This window comes from Dyella sp. NPDC103356, from assembly GCF_055584465.1.
The window spans coordinates 167241-183711 of sequence record NZ_JBVJLZ010000006.1; the positions used below are offsets into that span (position 1 = coordinate 167241).

At 62.6% G+C, this 16471-nt stretch carries 17 protein-coding genes; 3 read left to right on the plus strand and 14 right to left on the minus strand.

The annotated features are described in order from the left end of the window. The first annotated feature begins 128 nt into the window (after window positions 1–128). Window positions 129–674, plus strand: coding sequence for a helix-turn-helix transcriptional regulator (locus tag ACZ6WW_RS15235; protein WP_465274956.1), 546 nt, complete (start codon window positions 129–131; stop codon window positions 672–674). Window positions 675–680: 6 nt separating this feature from the next. Here ACZ6WW_RS15235 and ACZ6WW_RS15240 read toward each other — a convergent pair whose 3' ends face one another. The 6 genes from ACZ6WW_RS15240 to folD all read right to left on the minus strand — a co-directional run bounded on the left by ACZ6WW_RS15240 (window position 681) and on the right by folD (window position 6852). Then, complete coding sequence (locus tag ACZ6WW_RS15240; RefSeq protein WP_465274957.1) at window positions 681–1334, minus strand: glutathione S-transferase family protein; 654 nt, start codon at window positions 1332–1334, stop codon at window positions 681–683. A gap of 45 nt (window positions 1335–1379) precedes the next feature. After that, entirely contained in the window at window positions 1380–1730 is a 351-nt protein-coding gene (locus tag ACZ6WW_RS15245; RefSeq protein ID WP_465274958.1) for a YciI family protein, read from the minus strand. Window positions 1731–1872: 142 nt separating this feature from the next. Further along, entirely contained in the window at window positions 1873–2442 is a 570-nt protein-coding gene (locus ACZ6WW_RS15250; RefSeq protein ID WP_465274959.1) for a hypothetical protein, read from the minus strand. Window positions 2443–2693: 251 nt separating this feature from the next. Then, window positions 2694–4277 carry a glutamine-hydrolyzing GMP synthase gene (gene guaA, locus ACZ6WW_RS15255; protein WP_465274960.1) on the minus strand — a complete coding sequence of 528 codons (1584 nt, stop codon included), beginning with the start codon at window positions 4275–4277 and terminating at the stop codon, window positions 2694–2696. A gap of 186 nt (window positions 4278–4463) precedes the next feature. Next, the gene (gene guaB, locus ACZ6WW_RS15260) at window positions 4464–5921 is read right to left on the minus strand and encodes an IMP dehydrogenase (protein WP_281849053.1); all 1458 of its coding nucleotides are present in this window, start codon (window positions 5919–5921) and stop codon (window positions 4464–4466) included. 76 nt (window positions 5922–5997) lie between these two features. Beyond that, complete coding sequence (gene folD / locus ACZ6WW_RS15265; protein WP_281849054.1) at window positions 5998–6852, minus strand: bifunctional methylenetetrahydrofolate dehydrogenase/methenyltetrahydrofolate cyclohydrolase FolD; 855 nt, start codon at window positions 6850–6852, stop codon at window positions 5998–6000. 90 nt (window positions 6853–6942) lie between these two features. Here folD and ACZ6WW_RS15270 point away from each other — a divergent pair, with 90 nt between their 5' ends. Beyond that, a complete protein-coding gene (locus tag ACZ6WW_RS15270) occupies window positions 6943–7542 on the plus strand; it encodes a GNAT family N-acetyltransferase (RefSeq protein ID WP_465274961.1) in 600 nt (199 codons plus the stop codon). On the opposite strand, the gene moeB is transcribed toward ACZ6WW_RS15270, so the two are convergent. The 8 genes from moeB to ndk form a co-directional block, all read right to left on the minus strand. Beyond that, window positions 7503–8672: a molybdopterin-synthase adenylyltransferase MoeB gene (gene moeB, locus ACZ6WW_RS15275; RefSeq protein WP_465274962.1), complete on the minus strand. Its 1170-nt coding sequence runs from the start codon at window positions 8670–8672 to the stop codon at window positions 7503–7505. The two genes, ACZ6WW_RS15270 and moeB, sit on opposite strands and share 40 nt — an antisense overlap. Before the next feature lie 45 nt (window positions 8673–8717). Further along, window positions 8718–10112: a ribosome biogenesis GTPase Der gene (gene der / locus ACZ6WW_RS15280; protein ID WP_465274963.1), complete on the minus strand. Its 1395-nt coding sequence runs from the start codon at window positions 10110–10112 to the stop codon at window positions 8718–8720. Window positions 10113–10135: 23 nt separating this feature from the next. Further along, window positions 10136–11341 (minus strand): outer membrane protein assembly factor BamB, encoded by a 1206-nt coding sequence (bamB, locus tag ACZ6WW_RS15285; RefSeq protein WP_465274964.1) that lies wholly within the window; start codon window positions 11339–11341, stop codon window positions 10136–10138. Further along, window positions 11338–11991 carry a YfgM family protein gene (locus ACZ6WW_RS15290; protein WP_281849059.1) on the minus strand — a complete coding sequence of 218 codons (654 nt, stop codon included), beginning with the start codon at window positions 11989–11991 and terminating at the stop codon, window positions 11338–11340. Before ACZ6WW_RS15290 ends, bamB begins: the two co-directional genes overlap by 4 nt. Before the next feature lie 165 nt (window positions 11992–12156). Beyond that, window positions 12157–13194, minus strand: a complete 1038-nt coding sequence (locus tag ACZ6WW_RS15295) for a RodZ domain-containing protein (protein WP_465274965.1) — start codon at window positions 13192–13194, stop codon at window positions 12157–12159. Further along, entirely contained in the window at window positions 13191–13979 is a 789-nt protein-coding gene (gene pilW, locus ACZ6WW_RS15300) for a type IV pilus biogenesis/stability protein PilW (protein ID WP_465274966.1), read from the minus strand. The genes ACZ6WW_RS15295 and pilW overlap by 4 nt, the downstream gene beginning before the upstream one ends. Continuing rightward, the gene (gene rlmN, locus ACZ6WW_RS15305) at window positions 13969–15111 is read right to left on the minus strand and encodes a dual-specificity RNA methyltransferase RlmN (protein ID WP_465274967.1); all 1143 of its coding nucleotides are present in this window, start codon (window positions 15109–15111) and stop codon (window positions 13969–13971) included. Before rlmN ends, pilW begins: the two co-directional genes overlap by 11 nt. A 4-nt stretch (window positions 15112–15115) precedes the next feature. Continuing rightward, window positions 15116–15541 carry a nucleoside-diphosphate kinase gene (gene ndk, locus ACZ6WW_RS15310; RefSeq protein WP_281849063.1) on the minus strand — a complete coding sequence of 142 codons (426 nt, stop codon included), beginning with the start codon at window positions 15539–15541 and terminating at the stop codon, window positions 15116–15118. Between the two features lie 258 nt (window positions 15542–15799). Between ndk and ACZ6WW_RS15315 the strand changes: the two genes are divergently transcribed. Further along, window positions 15800–16417 (plus strand): TetR/AcrR family transcriptional regulator, encoded by a 618-nt coding sequence (locus ACZ6WW_RS15315; protein WP_281852916.1) that lies wholly within the window; start codon window positions 15800–15802, stop codon window positions 16415–16417. Window positions 16418–16471: the final 54 nt, after the last annotated feature.

The following is a 16471-nucleotide window of genomic DNA, read 5'->3' on the forward strand; positions in this document are numbered from 1 at the left end:
AAACTCAGGCAGGCCCAGCTAGGTTGTAGGAGCGACTTCAGTCGCTACCGTCCCGCCACATCACGTTAGCAGCCACAGCCAGCGCGATATACGCATAAAATATGCACGGCATCCCAAGGAGCACGCTCATGGGCACGATCAACGCTTTCGGCTTCGACATGCGCCGCATGCGCCTGCTGCGCGGCATGAAACAGCAACACCTGGCGCAACTGCTCGGCGTGGACCAGGCAACGATATCGCGCTGGGAACGCGGCACGCTCGCACCCTCGAAAAAGCAAAACGACGCCGCGCGACGCCTGCTGGTCGACAAACCGGCCCCGACACAAGATGCAGTTCTGAAGCGCCTGGTCGAATCATCGACGCAAAAAGTGCATCTGATCTGCAGCCGCAGCCATCGTCTGCTCGCCGCATCCCCTGCCCGCACGGCCGCATGGCAAGTCGATGCCACCGCACTGCTGGGCACCTCCATGCTCGGCTACGCCAGCGACGACATCCTGCAGGCCGAGGCGAGCTTGAACGAACTCGGCTGGCACGAGGGCGAGATCGCCGCGCTCGAAGTGCGCACCGGTGCAAACCGCGACCCGCGCGTACCGATCGTGCCTGGAACGATGCTGTGGGAACGCATCGTGCTGGCGGATGGCACGATCGGGCGCCTGGTCACTACGCTGGCTTGAGCCGGATCAGCTCGCTTGCGGGGTAGCGGTGTTGACCGCCAATTGAGCCGCGAAAGCCCTTTGATAGGCAGGCCGTGCTTCGCCGCGGGCGACATAGGCGGCCAGGTTCGGAAATTCACCCAGGATGCCCGACGGTCGGGTCCTGAGCAGCACCGATACCATGATCAGATCGCCCACGCTGAATGCACCATCGAGCCACTCGGCATCGCCCAGGCGAACCGAAAGCTGACCTAACCGCTGACGGATACGGTCCGCCACCAGCGGCACGCGTTCCGCGCTCCAGGGCTTGTCACCTTCCGCAAACTTGGCGTTCGAGAGTTCGAGGATCGGCGGTTCCACCGTGCTGAGCGCGGCAAACATCCAGGTAATGGCGCGCGCCCGGGCATCGGGATCGGTCGGCAGCAGCCCCGTATGACGCTCGGCGATGTGGAAGACGATCGCGCCTGTCTCGAACAACGCAAGATCACCTTCCTCATACGTTGGAATCTGGCCGAAAGGATGAAGGCTCAGATGGGCCGGCTCCTTCATTGCACGGGGCGAAACGAGGCGAACCTCATAAGGTTGGCCAGCCTCTTCAAGCGCCCAGCGAACGCGCGTGTCGCGTGCCAGTCCCTTGCCACCATCGGGCGAGCATTCAAAAGCGGTAATCGTGATCGTCATCGAATGGCTCCTCTAGACCAGCATCGGTAGCTGTGGGTTCTGAGCTTAGTTAAATGGCCGAATCTCGATCTCGCTCGGCCCGGGCATGGGATTCGGGCAGCGCTTCGCCCAGGCGAGCGCCTCGTCCATGTCCCTGACGTCCCATATCCAGAAGCCGGCGACCAGTTCATGGGTTTCGGCAAAGGGCCCATCGATCACCCTGCGACCGGAACCATCGAATGCGACACGCTTGGCCTGCGAGGTGGGCTGTAGCCCCTCGGCCATGAGCAGAACGCCAGCCTCGCGCAGTTCGTCGTTGAACCTGCCCATCGCCGCCATCATCCCGGCCACCCACTCCGCCGAGGCCGTCCCGTTTTCGCTCTCGTCGGTCGCCTTCACGAATACCATCACGCGCATCGCCTTTCTCCCACCCTGGAGCCGGCTTTACCGGCTTGATATAGGAACGACGAACAAGGCTTTAGAAAATCGACAGCATCCCGAGAATTTTTTCTGCGCTCGAGACTTAACCGGATCGAGCCTCTTTGGAACCCGGAAAATTTCAGCGTTCTCCAGACTGCACACGGACACAGGTATACCCCAGACGCAGATCCGACGTCCCTGCCTGCGCGGCGCCTTCAGGGTCGAAAGAAGCCATGTCATTCGCCGTTCGCGGATCGTCAAAATGCCCCGGATGAGCTGCTGACGTTCCAAATACCTTGTCGACGATAAAGCCGTCGCCACAACGTCCATAGAGAACAAATCCACCTGTCAGCATGTAGCTTGCGTACGCCTGCCAGGGTTTCAATTCCCTGCCCGCGCTGCGCACATGAAATACGACGGGATGGTCGCCGGGCCGATAGATAACGTGCATGCCTACCCTATAGGCGCGGACCTGCTTATCGGGTTTGACGCTTGAATAATCCGCGAACGGCAGCTTCGCTGGACACGTCCCCACCGGCTCCACGTTTTTGACATCCTGGAAGGTATCGAGCGAAAAATATCCGGTACCCGAAAAGTCGATGGCACCACTGGATTTGACTCGACATCCCCTCAGAACATCGAGCGCTCGGGATTTTTCGTCTGCTTGCACCAGTTCGACGGAACGTTGCCCGCAATGGGGCCGTTCCAATTTCAACTCGAACCACTGACGGATGCCGTCGTGAAAGATGAGCCGCCCCTCCAGCGTCTGGACCTGTGAGGGGCTAGTGGGTCCCGCGGCGCCAGCACTCGGACAGGCTTGCCCGAAAGCTCGGTTTCCCGCACAGGAAAGAAGCAGTAGCAGTAACGCGCAAGCTCCCATCGAGGCGGGTTTTCGGTGCATGAGATGCGCTTTACCTGGTGGGTTGGGACCGCTTCAGCACCCAGTGTATCTCGCGTCCGTCATTCCCACTCGATTGTCGCCGGCGGCTTGCCGCTGATGTCGTAGACCACGCGGGAGACGCCACGAAGTTCGTTGATGATGCGATTGGACACCTTGCCCAGGAACTCATACGGCAAGTGCGCCCAATGCGCGGTCATGAAGTCGATGGTTTCCACCGCGCGCAGCGCGATCACCCATTCGTAGGCGCGAGCGTCGCCCACCACGCCGACCGATTTGACCGGCAGGAACACGGCGAAGGCCTGGCTGGTCTTGTCGTAGAGATCCCAGGCGCGCAGCTCTTCGATAAAGATCGCGTCGGCGCGCGCCAGCAGCTCGGCGTATTCGGCTTTGACTTCGCCGAGGATACGCACGCCCAGGCCGGGGCCGGGGAACGGATGGCGGTAGACCATTTCGCGCGGCAGGCCGAGTTCGACACCGATGCGGCGGACTTCGTCCTTGAACAGCTCGCGCAACGGCTCGACCAGCTTGAGCTTCATATGCTCGGGCAGGCCGCCGACGTTGTGGTGGCTCTTGATGACGTGGGCCTTGCCGGTCTTGCTGCCGGCCGACTCGATCACGTCGGGGTAGATGGTGCCCTGCGCCAGCCACTTCACTTCGCCGCCGCTGGCCTGGGTGAGCTTGGCCGACTCCTCGTCGAAAATCTCGACGAACAGGCCGCCGATGATCTTGCGCTTGGCTTCCGGGTCGCTGACACCAGCCAGCGCATCGAAGTAGCGCTGCGCCGCGTTGACGCGGATGACCTTGACGCCCATGTGCTTCGCCATGGTCGCCATGACCTGGTCGCCTTCCTGCCAGCGAAGCAGACCGGTGTCGACGAAGACGCAGGTAAGTTTGTCGCCGATCGCTCGATGCAGCAGCGCCGCGACCACGGAGGAATCGACGCCGCCGGAGAGACCGAGCAGTACCTGATCGTCACCGACCTGGTCGCGTACGCGGGCGATCTGGTCTTCGATGATGTTGGCGGCCGTCCACAGCGTGCGGCAACCGCAGATGTCGGTGACGAAGCGACGCAACAAGGCTTCGCCTTGCTTGGTGTGCGTTACCTCCGGATGGAACTGCACGCCGTACCAACGCTTTTCCTCGTTGGACATGGTCGCCACCGGCACACGATCGGTGCGGCCGGTGACGGTGAAGCCCGGCGGTTCTTTCGCGACGTGATCCCCATGGCTCATCCACACATCGAGTGCGGGCTTGTCGGCCGGGTGATCGGTAAGGCCCTTGAGCAGGCTGTCCTGCGCGATGATCTGCACGGTGGCGTGGCCGAACTCGCGTGCGTCGGCGGCCTCCGTCGCACCACCCAGCTGCGCGGCGAGGGTTTGCATGCCGTAGCAGATGCCGAGCAGCGGCAAGCCCGAATCGAAGACCTCTTGCGGCGCCTTGGGTGCACCTTCGAGCGTAGTCGATTCCGGGCCACCGGAAAGAATGATGCCCTTCGCACCGAAGGCAGCGATCTCGGAGGGATCGTGGTCCCAAGCCCAGATTTCGCAATAGACACCGATCTCGCGAATGCGACGGGCGATCAGCTGCGTGTACTGCGCGCCGAAATCGAGGATGAGGATTTTATCGGTGTGGATGTTGGTCATGGGCACTGGCCAAGAGATCGACGGTGGGCTCTTGCTCGTCATTCCGGCGTAGGCCGGAATCCACTACTCGAGCGCGATGCTCGCCATGCGTTGCCATAAACCGAACGCGTGACGAATGGATTCCGGCCTGCGCCGGAATGACGAGGTTGAAGGACCGGGGCCGCGTCAACCTCGCCATGCACTCACTCAGGAATTAAGCCGATAATTCGGCGCTTCCTTGGTGATCTGAATATCGTGCGGGTGCGCTTCGGTAACGCCGGCCGAGGTCACCTTGACGAATTGCGCGTTGTTGCGCACGTCGTCAATGGACGCTGCGCCGAGGTAACCCATCGAAGCGCGCAGGCCACCGATCAGCTGATGGATGATGTTGCGCAACGGGCCACGGTACGGCACGCGGCCTTCGATGCCTTCGGGCACCAGCTTGTCGGGATCGGCGTCGTCCTGGAAGTAGCGGTCCTTGGAACCGAGCGCCATCGCACCGAGCGAACCCATGCCGCGATAGCTCTTGTACGAGCGGCCCTGGAACAGCTCCACTTCGCCCGGCGATTCTTCAGTGCCGGCAAACATGGAACCGAGCATCACGGTCGACGCACCGGCGGCAAGCGCCTTGGGGATGTCGCCCGAGTAACGGATACCGCCATCGGCGATCAGCGGGATTTCGTCTTTCAGCGCAGTGGCGACCAAATCGATCGCGGTGATCTGCGGCACGCCCACGCCGGCAACCACACGCGTGGTGCAGATGGAACCGGGGCCGACGCCGACCTTGACCGCATCGACACCGACATCGAGCAGCGCACGCGCCGCTTCGCCGGTGACGATGTTGCCGGCGATGACCTGCACCTGCGGATAGTTCTTCTTGACCCAGCCGGCACGCTCGATCACGCCTTGCGAATGACCGTGCGCGGTGTCCACTACCAGCACGTCGACGCCGGCATCGACCAGCGCAGCCACGCGCTGCTCGGTATCACCGCCCACGCCGACGGCCGCGCCGACCAGCAGGCGCTCGAGGCGATCCTTGGCGGCGTTCGGGTTGTCACGGGCTTTCTGGATGTCCTTGACGGTGATCAGACCGCGCAGCTGGAAATCGCCGTTGACGACCAGCACCTTTTCGATGCGGTTCTTGTGCAGCAGTTGCAGCACTTCGTCCTGGCTGGCGCCTTCGGGTACGGTGATCAGCTTTTCCTGGCGCGTCATGATGTTGCGCACCGGGTCGTCATGCTTGCGCTCGAAACGCAGATCGCGGCTGGTGACGATGCCGACCAGCTTTTCGCCGTCGACAACCGGCACGCCGGAGATATTGTGTGCGCGGGTGAGTTGCAGCACTTCGCGAATCGAGGTGTTTGGGCCGACCGTAATGGGGCTGCGGATCACGCCGGCTTCGAATTTCTTGACCAGTCGAACTTCGGCCGCCTGCTGCTCGGCGGTCATGTTCTTGTGGATGATGCCGATACCGCCGTTCTGCGCCATGGTGATCGCCAGACGCGCTTCGGTCACCGTATCCATCGCCGCGGAGACGATTGGAATATTGAGCCGGAGGTTACGGGTCAAACGGGTGGAAGTGTCTACGTCGCGGGGAAGGACGGCCGAATGGGCCGGTACGAGGTAGACGTCGTCGTAGGTGAGAGCCTCGGCGAGGATGCGCATGCGAAAAGTCCCGCTGCAAAGAGAGGATTATACGCGCCATCCCGATGGTGCGCCACACCATCGGTGCCAGGCTGCGTCAATCCGTCCGCGCTTCGGCAGCCTCGAGGGTATTTTCCATCAGCGTAGCCACGGTCATCGGGCCGACGCCGCCGGGAACGGGCGTGATCCAGCTGGCGCGCTCGGCGGCGGGCTCGAATTCCACATCGCCGATCAGGCGGCCATCGTCCAGCCGGTTGATGCCGACGTCGATCACCACCGCACCGGGCTTGATCCATTCGCCCTTGACCAGACCGGGGCGGCCGACGGCGACGATCACGATATCCGCCTGCCGGACAAACCCTTCCAGATCCTGGGTGAATTTGTGGCAGGTGGTGGTGGTGCAGCCGGCAATGAGCAGTTCCAGCACCAGCGGTCGACCGACATGGTTGGACACGCCCACAACCACGGCATGCTGGCCGCGCACCGGCCGATCGGTATGCCCCAGCAAGGTCATCACCCCTTTGGGGGTACACGGGCGCAGACCGAAGCGGCGCAACGCCAGGCGACCGAGGTTGACGGCCTGGAAACCGTCCACGTCCTTGTTGGGGTCGATGCGGTCGACCAGCGCGTCTTCGTCGATATGGTCGGGCAGCGGCGACTGCACCAGGATGCCGTGCACCGCCGGGTCGGCATTGAGCCGGTCGATCAGGGCGAAGAGTTCTTCCTGGCTGGTACTGGCCGGCAGGTCGAAGTCGAAGGAGCGGAACCCGACCTGATGGCAGGCCTTGCGCTTGTTGCGCACATAGACCGACGAACTGGCGTCGCTGCCGACCAGCACCACGGCCAGCCCCGGCTCGGCCAGCCCCTTGGCTTTGCGCTCGGCTACACGCTTGGCAATGCGGTCCAGCAGTTCCTGGGCTATCCGCTTACCGTCGAGGATGCGAGCGCTCATGGCATTTTCCTTATCCTGCAAAGCGCGACATTATCCTGACTCGACCTTGGCCGCACAAACGATGTCGGCTATTTACCAACAAGAGTCATCATGGCCACTGTTTCCGTACCCGTCCCCACCCCGTTGCATGCACCGCCGCTGCTGTTACGTCCCTGGCAGGACGACGATGCGCCGGCACTGTACGAAGCCATTCGCGAGTCGATCGAGAGCGTCGGGCGCTTCATGCCCTGGTGCCATCCCGAGTACCGCCTGGACGAAGCCCAGGCATGGACGGCCCATTGCCGCGCCAGCTGGCTCGAAGGCAGCATGCACGACTTTGCGATCCTGACGACGGAAGGCCGCCTGCTCGGTGCGGTCGGGCTCAACCAGCTCGACTATCGCAATTTTCGCGCGAACCTGGGCTACTGGATCCGCGATTCGGCCCGCGGCCAGGGCTATACGGCACTGGCTGCACGCACGGTGGCGGCGTTTGGCTTCGGGTCGCTTGCGCTACAGCGCATCGAAATTGTTGCCGCCGTGGACAACCTGGCCAGCCAGCGATGCGCCGAGAAGATCGGCGGTCAACGCGAAGGGATCGCACGTCGGCGAATCTGGATGCACGACGAGGCGCACAACGCCGTGGTCTACGGACTCGTTCCCGACGACCTGATTCAGCCGGCCGCGGCGCACCAGCGCACGATATCTTCGTAGCCTTCGAAGATTGCCTGCGGTCCGCAGCCCGGGCATTCCGGATCGCGACGCAAGCGGGTTTCGCGAAAACGCATGCCCAGGGCATCGAACGACAACAAGCGTCCGACCAGGGGTTCGCCGAGCGCCAGGATCAGTTTGAATGCCTCGGTTGCCTGTAGCAGACCGACAATGCCTGGCAGCACGCCAAGCACGCCCGCCTCGCTGCAATTGGGCGCATCGGCTGCGGCGGGTGGCTCGGGGAACAGGCAGCGATAGCACGGCGAATCGGCACGGCGTGGATCGAATACGCTGACCTGGCCGGTGAAGCGTTCGACTGCGCCGTAGATCATCGGCATTTTCAGACGCTGGACGGCGGCGGCAATCAGGTACCGCGCGGGAAAGTTGTCCGCGCCATCGATGACCAGATCGTGGCCTTGCAGCAGACGTTCGACACTATCGGCCTGCAGGCGCTCGCTATGCAGATGCACTTTGACGCGCGGGTTGAGCGCTGCCAGCGTCAGTTGTGCCGACTCGGTTTTCAGCATGCCCACGCGCGCGTCGGCATGGATGACCTGGCGATGCAGATTGGAACGCTCGACGCGGTCGTCGTCGATCAACGTGATTTCGCCCACACCAGCCGCTGCCAGGTAAAGCGCCGCGGGAGCACCCAGGCCACCGGCGCCTAGCAGCGCGACTTTCGCCTTGCCGAGCTTGGACTGCCCTGCTTCGCCCACCTGCGGCAAACGCAGTTGGCGGGCATAGCGCTCGGCCGCGTCGCTATCGATCGTGCCGGCCGTGACCGGCAAGCCCTCGGTTTTCCAGCGCGTGAAACCACCGGCGATCGAGGCAACCTTGGCGTAGCCCATGCGTTGCAGGGCTTCGGCTGCCAGCAGCGAGCGTTGTCCACTGCCGCAGATCAGCAGGATCGGTCGATCACGATCGGCCTCCTGCTGTTCGATGCGCAATTCGAGAAAGCCGCGTGAGATGCCCAGCGCGCCGGTGGCGATACCACTGGCGCGTTCATCGTCTTCGCGTACGTCGATCAGCAGAGCCCCATGCGCTTGGCGCCCCAAGGCTTGGGCAGGGGTGATTTCTTCGACTTGCTGACGGAGGGCGGCAAGCCAGCTGTCGCGATTGAGGGCGTCGGTCATGGGCTTAGTTTACGCCGTTGATCGAAGAGCGCCTGGCGCCAGCGCTTACTTGCGCTTCTTCATCTCGCGAATCATGCGCTGGCGCTTGCGCATCTGACCTTCCGTCAGCACGTTCTTCTTGCCGGCATACGGATTCTCGCCATCGCGGAAGCTGATGCGGATCGGCGTGCCTTCCAGCTTGAAACGCTGGCGGAAGAAGTTTTCCAGATAGCGCCGATACGCCGGTGCAATGTGCTTGGTGCGGCTACCGTGAATGACGATGGTCGGCGGATTGCTGCCACCCGGATGCGCAAAACGCAGTTTGGGCGCATGACCGCGCACCAACGGCGGCTGATAGCCTTCGTAGGCGCGCTCGAGCGTCTTGGTCAACTCGGACGAGCCCAACTCCTTGGTCGCCGCAGCATGCGCACGCACCACGGCGCGCATCAGTTCGCGCAAACCCGAACCATGCAAAGCAGAAATGAATACGCGCTTGGACCACTCGACGAACTGCAGACGGCGCTCTAATGCACGCTCGCACTGTTCGCGCTGATACGCATCCATGCCGTCCCACTTGTTGACGGCAATGACGAGCGCCCTGCCCTCATCGATGGCATGGCCGATCAGGGTGAGATCCTGGTCCGCAAGATTTTCGCGCGCATCGACCATTACCACGACTACTTGCGCGGCGGCCATCGATTGCAGCGTCTTGATCACGCTGAACTTCTCTACCGCTTCCTCGACGCGCGCCTTGCGGCGCACGCCGGCGGTATCGATCAGGGTGTAACGTTTGCCGTCGCGCTCGACCGGCACGCGAATCGGATCGCGCGTCGTGCCGGCGACATCGGAAACGATCAGGCGATCTTCGCCGAGCAGGCGGTTGATCAAGGTCGACTTGCCGGCATTCGGACGACCGACGATGGCGACGCGAATACTGCCGTCTTCGCCTTCGACCGCTTCTTCCAACTCCGGCGGCAGCAGCGGCAATGTTGCCGCGATCAGGTCTTCCGTACCGCGGTTATGCGCAGCGGACAAAGGCAACGTAGTGCCAATGCCAAAGACCGAGAACTCGGCCAGCGAGGTCTCGATATCCAGGCCATCGGTCTTGTTGACCGCGGCAATGATCGGCTTGCCGCTGCGGCGCAGCTCGTCGAGGATGCTGCGATCCTGCGGCAGCAAGCCGTCGCGCGCGTCTACCACGAACACGAGCACGTTCGCCTCGGCGATGGCCAGGCGAACTTGTTGCGCAGTCAGACCTTCGAGACCTTCTTCGGTACCGGACAAACCACCGGTATCCACCACCACGAAGGGCCTCTCGCCAGTACGGCAGATACCGTAGTGGCGATCGCGGGTGACGCCTGGCATATCAGCTACCAGGGCATCACGGCTGCGCGTCAGCGCGTTGAACAGGGTCGATTTACCGACGTTGGGGCGACCGACCAGAGCGACGACGGGCAGCATGGGAATTCATCGGCCTCGGGGGATCAATGTCCGCCGAGACGATAGGCGCCAATACGGCCCTTCACGTCTTCGACGTACACGATATCGCCCACGACCAGCGGCTGAGCGCGGATGGCCTTCTTGGACAGGCGCTCGCGAGCGGCCAATGCACCGTCGCCGGTCTGCAGCCAGTGCACGTAGCCCTCCATATCGCCAGCGACGATATAGTCGGCCTGCACGGCCGGCGCAGTCAGCCAGCGGTACTTGAGCTTGTCGTTCTTCCAGATGTCGGCGCCACCGCTCTTGTCGAAACTCCACACCTGCGAGTCGTCGCCGACGCCGTAAAGCGCGTTGCCTTTGACGTCGATCGAGGTGAAGGTGGAGAACGGGCGCGACCACAATGGGCGACCGCTGGGGCCGTCTACGGCCACCAGGTTGCCGTGAAACGCGGCGCCATACAGCGTGTTGCCGTCGATCAGGATGGCACCGTCGGCATCGTTCAGGCGGTCGATTTCGGTACGGCCTTCACCGCTGGCGAGCGACTGCTCCCACAGCTTGTCGCCGTTATCCATGCGCAGCGCCACCAGCTTGCCGGCATCGCTACCGAAGAACACCACGCCGTTGGCGCCCAGCAGCGGGCCGTTGCCGCGCAGGCTGAGCAGCGGCACGGTGCTCTGGTCGTAGGCCCAGCGACGCTCGCCGGTACCGCTGTCGAAGCCATACAGGCGGCCGTCACCGGTACGGGCAACCACCAGGTTGCCGACGATGGTCGGCGCGGTCAGCACTTCGGAATTGATCGTGGCCGACCAGCGCTCGCTGCCGTCCTTTGCATTCAGGCCATAGACGTGACCGTCGAGGGTGCCCACGACCAGCAGGTCGCCGGAAACCGCCGGACCGCCGGCATAGTACGAATCGTAGCGCTGCTTCTTGGTGTCGCCCCAGCCGAACCAGCCATGCTGGCGCGAGCTCTTGCTCCAGAGGGTCTTGCCGGTCTGCGCGTCGAACGCGGCCAGATGACCATCCGTGCTGGCGGCGTAAAGCACGCCATCGGCATAGGCAGGACGCAGGCGCAGGCCGCTGTCGCCCGCTCCCTTGCCGACGCTGCTGCGCCACAGGCGCGTGACCTGCACGGACGCCTTGAAGCCCTTTTCAAGCGGTGTGGGCGGCTGAACGTTCTCTTTCTTGAAAGAGTGGCAGCCAGCGAGCGCTACCAAAGACGTCAGCGCGATCAGCAAAAAACGACGGTTCATGCACCCTGCTTCCCGGCCACTGCCAGATCATCGATTTTGTTCTGCAACAAGGCACCGCCCTGTGGCGCGTTTTGACCCAGGATCGCTTTGGCGGCCTCATAGGCCTTGCGCGCTTCCTCGGGGTGACCAAGCTTGACCTGCGCATCGCCGCGTAGTTCCTGGCTGATGCCTTCGTAGCTCTTTGCGGGCATGCGACCCAGGGTGGCGATGGCGTCATCGGCCTTGCCCTGCGCCAGCTGCACCTGTGCGGTACGGAACTGCATCAGCGCCTTCAACTGCGCGTCGCCGGCGTATTTTTCGGCATCGCCGAGCGCGGCCACGGCCTTGTCTAGCTGATTGGCCTGCACCAGGCGCTGCGCACGCTCGCTGGCGGCAAAGCTGGCGTAGGCGGTATCGCTATAGTCCTTGAGCAGGCTATCGGTCAGCGTTTCGGCCAGATCGTTCTTTTTGGTCAGCACCGCCATCTGCATCTGCTGATAAAGCTCGGAGGCCTGCTCCTGGTGGCCGACGCGATGCGCGCGCCACTGCTGCCAACCGAAGATGCCCACCAGGCCGATGGCAATACCGACGATGATCGACAAGCCGTTCTGGCGCAGCCACTTCTGTACGCGTTCGCTCTGTTCGTAATCGTCGTACGCTTCAAATGCCATGCTTAAAGTTCACCGTTGAAAAGACCACGCAGGACCAGCGCCGGCAGACAGCGCCTATTGCGGAAAAAGTCGAGCCTCGCCCGGCGGAAGGCCGGCGGGCGGACAATGCCCAAGCATAACGTAACTTGCCCCCGGCCGCGTAGCCGGCGGGCAAGCGGGAGCCGATCAGAAGTTGGCGGGACTGGCCTTGCCGTCCTGCACTTCGATGCGGAAATGCGCCACATTGGCGCGGCGATAGCTGTCCAGCGGCATCGGCTGGCCATCGAGCGTCACCTGCGCGCCGTTGGCATTGCCGATACGCACATCCAGCGGCTGATCGCTCTGGTAGGTCTTGCTGGTGCCCGCACGCAGCAGGCCGTATTCGAGCTTTGAGCCATCCTTGCGGATGATCTCCACCCAGCTGTCGCTGGGCAGGCTCAGCACGAGGCTGTGCGCACCGGAACCGGCGACCTGCGGCGCGGCGATCTCCGGCTTGGCGGTCGCGTTGTCGTTACTCAGGTTCGGGAACGGCGCCATGGATGCCAACAGCGGCTGCTGGTCGTCCTGGCGCTGAGGCTGCGCTGCCGCCGCCGGCGTGGTTGCCGTGCTGCTGGATGCGGGATTGGCCGACGCCAGAGTGGACGCCGTCGTGATGGCGCTGCTACCCGATGCGGTCGGCAGCACCTGCTCCTGCTGCGCCACCGGCGTTGCATCGAGCGGGGCCAGATGGCTGACATCGCGATCGAACGCCCCGCGCATGCCCAGCCAGATCGCCGGCACGGCGATCACGCCGGTCAACACCACGTAGGTCGCCGCGCGAAGGTAGTTTTCAAGCAGATAGCGCGAATGCGAAATGCCGCCGGTCGCCACCAGCGTCGGCTGGACCTGGCTCGGCTTCAGGCGCTGGATTTCAGCCTGGATCGCCGATTCTTCGACACCTACGTGCTGACCGTATTTGGTCAGGTAGCCGGCCAGATAAACCTGATAGTCGATGCCGCTGTAATCGCCGCTTTCGAGTTGGCGAACAACCCGAATAGGCAGACGCAGCGTGTGAGCGCAAGCTTCTACGCTCAGGCCACGTGCTTCGCGGGCCGCGCGCAGGCGTGCACCAAAGGATTCAGTCGCTTCATGCGTCGTCGATGTGCCCACGCCCGTCGCGGACGTGTTGAACAGATCAATGTCGCCCTGAGCGTGTTCGGCCGGTTGTGACGGATTGGAAGTCATGGGCTAGCAGTAGTATCGAGGGCACGCGCCTGTTCCGAGTCCGGGAACTGGGTCTGAAGTCGCCTGCTGTAATTAAGGGCCGCATCCCTGTTGCCCAGGCGGGATTCGATGTCGTGACCGAGCTTGAGTGCCTGCGGGCTGCTGCTGGATGGCCCAAGGGCATCGTAGCGCTGCATGAAAGCACGTGCACGGAACGCATCGTTACGCTGGTAAAGCATGTTGGCGAGCTGATAGAGCGCCTCGCCATTGTTCGGATCGATCGCCAATGCCTTGCGGAAAGACTCTTCCGCACCGGCAACATCGCCATTGCGCGATTGACAGCTACCGGCGTTCGTCCAGGCCAGCGATGGCGTCTGGTAGAACGGATCGGCAACGGCTTTCTGGAAATACGGCATGGCTTCGGCCGTGCGACCGGAGTTGCACAGGAACACACCCAGATTGTTGTTCGGACCGCCACGAGCCGGATCGATTTCCAGCGCCTTGCGGTAGTGCAGCTCGGCGTTGGGTTGATCCTTGATGCGCTCGTAAACCACGGCGATGACGGTTTGCGCCGGCTCGTAGTTGGGGTTGTACTTGAGCGCCTTGTTGAGCTGCTCCAACGCGCCCTGCAGATCGTTGTTCTGCATGTACTGCTGGCCGAGTTGGGTCAGGATGCGCGCCCCGTCCTCGTTCTTGTTGGACTTGGTTTCACGCAAACGGCTTTCGGGTGTGTCAGGGCCGGTCGTCACGCAACCGGCAAGCGCCAGCATCAGTCCTACGGACAGAGCCGCACGATCAAGCCGCATGGGCGGACCCCTCATCCAGACGCTTGCGGAATTCGGCCTGGCGACGCGTGCGATCGAGCACCTGCCCCTTCAACTGACCGCAAGCCGCATCGATGTCGTCGCCGCGCGTGCGACGCAGCATCGTCAGGATGCCGGCATTGAGCAACTGGGTCTGGAAAGCGCGAATGACTTCGACGTCCGAACGCTCGAAACGCGTGCCGGGAAATGGATTGAAGGGAATCAGGTTGACCTTGCAGTTGGGCAGGCGACGCATCAGCTTGATCAACTGGCGTGCATGCTCGGGCTGGTCGTTGATGCCCTTCATCAAGGTGTATTCGAAGGTGATCGACGTACGCGGCTTGCGTGCCAGCCAACGCAGACAGGAAGCCACGAGTTCGGCGATCGGGTACCGCTTGTTGAGCGGCACCAGTTCAGTGCGCAGTTCGTCGTTGGCCGCGTGCAGCGACACCGCCAGCGAGACATCGATGGATTCGGACAGCTTGTCGATCATCGGCACCAGGCCCGCGGTCGACAGGGTCACGCGCTTGGACGCCAGGCCAAAGCCGAAGTCGTCGCGCATCAGGCTCATCGCCTTGACCACGTTGTCGAAGTTCAGCAGCGGCTCGCCCATGCCCATCATCACCACATTGGTGATGCGACGGTTCTGATGCGTGACATTGCCCAGGTGCTTGGCCGCCACCCACATCTGACCGATGATCTCGGACGTGGCGAGGTTGCGGTTGAAGCCCTGCGTCGCGGTAGAACAGAACTGGCAGTTGAGGCCGCAGCCAACCTGCGAGGACACGCACAGCGTGCCGCGCGTGGGCTCGGGAATATAGACCGCTTCGACGGCATTGCCGCCGTCCATGCCCAACAGCCATTTGTGCGTGCCGTCGGCCGCGCCCTTGTCGAACATCGTCTTGGGCGGCCCGACATAGCAGGTCGCTTCGAGCTTGGCTCGAAGCGCCTTGCCTACATCGGTCATGTTTTCGAAGTTGTCTTCCAGGCGGTGGTAGATCCACTTCATCACCTGATCGGCGCGATACGGCTTCTCGCCGATACCGGCGAAGAAATCGCGCAGGCCCTGTCGATCGAAATCGAGCAGATTGACCTTGTCGTTGGGGGTGACTTCTACCTGGTTCACTTGCGTCATGACCTCAGCGCGAAAAGACTTCCGTCTCGGCGAAGAAATAAGCGATTTCGACCTTGGCCGTCTCGGCCGCGTCCGAACCGTGCACCGCATTGGCGTCGATCGAATCGGCGAAATCGGCGCGGATCGTACCCGGCGCAGCGTCCTTCGGATTGGTCGCACCCATCAGCTCACGATGCTTCAGGATCGCGTTCTCGCCTTCCAACGCCTGGATGATCACCGGACCGGAGATCATGAACTCGACCAACGCATTGAAGAACGGACGCTCGCGATGCACCGCGTAGAAGCCTTCGGCTTCACGACGCGACAGATGCTTCATCTTCGCAGCCACGACCTTCAGGCCGGCCTTTTCGAAGCGTGCGTAGATTTCACCGATCACGTTCTTGGCAACGGCGTCGGGCTTGATAATGGAAAGGGTGCGCTCCAGCGCCATAGTCGATCTGCTCCGGGAAACGGTTTTTGAGTTTTTGTGCTTGGGCGGTGCCGACCCCCCGGCCGGCGGATTTTGGCCAAATCCGTCAAGAAATATGGATTTAGCGCGGGAAAGTCTGACAGATTCTAGCGGATACGCAAGTTGTACACATACGAGGGCACATGCTCTGTATGAAAGGTCTCAAACAAACGTTTGACGGAAGCGTTCGACCGATATAATCTTAAACGATCGTTTGACTCCTACCGCCCAGGCCAGAACGTGCAGACATCACAGCAATCGACCAAAGAACGCATCCTCAGTGCCGCCGAAGTGTTGTTTGCAAGGCACGGATTCGACGGCGCTTCGCTGCGCCAACTCACCGCCGCCGCCGGGGTCAACCTCGCCGCGGTCAATTACCACTTCGGCTCGAAGGACCGCCTCGTCGAAGAGGTCTTCCGGCGCCGACTGGACGAGCTCAACAGCCGCCGCCTGAAGGCGCTGTCGCGCATTTCCGGCGACCCCGGCACGACCCTCGAAGACGTGCTGGCTGCCTTTATCAAGCCCGCACTGGAGCTCTCGCACGATGGCAGCGGCACGCTGTTCATGCGCGTGCTGGCCCGCGCCTTCGCCGAGCACGACGACACCCTGCGCAAGTTCCTGTCGGAGAACTACGGCCATGTCATGCGCCAGTTCACCGCCGAATTCGCCCGCCTGCTCCCGCACCTGAGCAAGGAAGAGCTCTATTGGCGCGTCGACCTTGTCACCGGCGCCCTCACCCACGCCATGTCGGGCTTCGGCATGATCCAGCGCAAGAGCGATGTCACCGAAACGGTCCATCGTGAGCAGACTGCCGCCCATCTGATTCGTTTTGCCGCCGCCGGCCTCAGCCATCCCTGAGTCGAGCCAGGCACCCGTCTTTAACGCAAGCACCTTCAGTGTCCGTACTTCGTC

Bases quoted from the DNA above. Each gene is read 5' to 3' on its own strand.
- ACZ6WW_RS15235 (WP_465274956.1), top strand. From the start codon at position 129: ATGGGCACGATCAACGCTTTCGGCTTCGACATGCGCCGCATGCGCCTG.
- ACZ6WW_RS15240 (WP_465274957.1), bottom strand. From the start codon at position 1,334: ATGACGATCACGATTACCGCTTTTGAATGCTCGCCCGATGGTGGCAAG.
- ACZ6WW_RS15245 (WP_465274958.1), bottom strand. From the start codon at position 1,730: ATGCGCGTGATGGTATTCGTGAAGGCGACCGACGAGAGCGAAAACGGG.
- guaA (WP_465274960.1), bottom strand. From the start codon at position 4,277: ATGACCAACATCCACACCGATAAAATCCTCATCCTCGATTTCGGCGCG.
- guaB (WP_281849053.1), bottom strand. From the start codon at position 5,921: ATGCGCATCCTCGCCGAGGCTCTCACCTACGACGACGTCTACCTCGTA.
- folD (WP_281849054.1), bottom strand. From the start codon at position 6,852: ATGAGCGCTCGCATCCTCGACGGTAAGCGGATAGCCCAGGAACTGCTG.
- ACZ6WW_RS15270 (WP_465274961.1), top strand. From the start codon at position 6,943: ATGGCCACTGTTTCCGTACCCGTCCCCACCCCGTTGCATGCACCGCCG.
- moeB (WP_465274962.1), bottom strand. From the start codon at position 8,672: ATGACCGACGCCCTCAATCGCGACAGCTGGCTTGCCGCCCTCCGTCAG.
- der (WP_465274963.1), bottom strand. From the start codon at position 10,112: ATGCTGCCCGTCGTCGCTCTGGTCGGTCGCCCCAACGTCGGTAAATCG.
- bamB (WP_465274964.1), bottom strand. From the start codon at position 11,341: ATGAACCGTCGTTTTTTGCTGATCGCGCTGACGTCTTTGGTAGCGCTC.
- ACZ6WW_RS15290 (WP_281849059.1), bottom strand. From the start codon at position 11,991: ATGGCATTTGAAGCGTACGACGATTACGAACAGAGCGAACGCGTACAG.
- ACZ6WW_RS15295 (WP_465274965.1), bottom strand. From the start codon at position 13,194: ATGACTTCCAATCCGTCACAACCGGCCGAACACGCTCAGGGCGACATT.
- pilW (WP_465274966.1), bottom strand. From the start codon at position 13,979: ATGCGGCTTGATCGTGCGGCTCTGTCCGTAGGACTGATGCTGGCGCTT.
- rlmN (WP_465274967.1), bottom strand. From the start codon at position 15,111: ATGACGCAAGTGAACCAGGTAGAAGTCACCCCCAACGACAAGGTCAAT.
- ndk (WP_281849063.1), bottom strand. From the start codon at position 15,541: ATGGCGCTGGAGCGCACCCTTTCCATTATCAAGCCCGACGCCGTTGCC.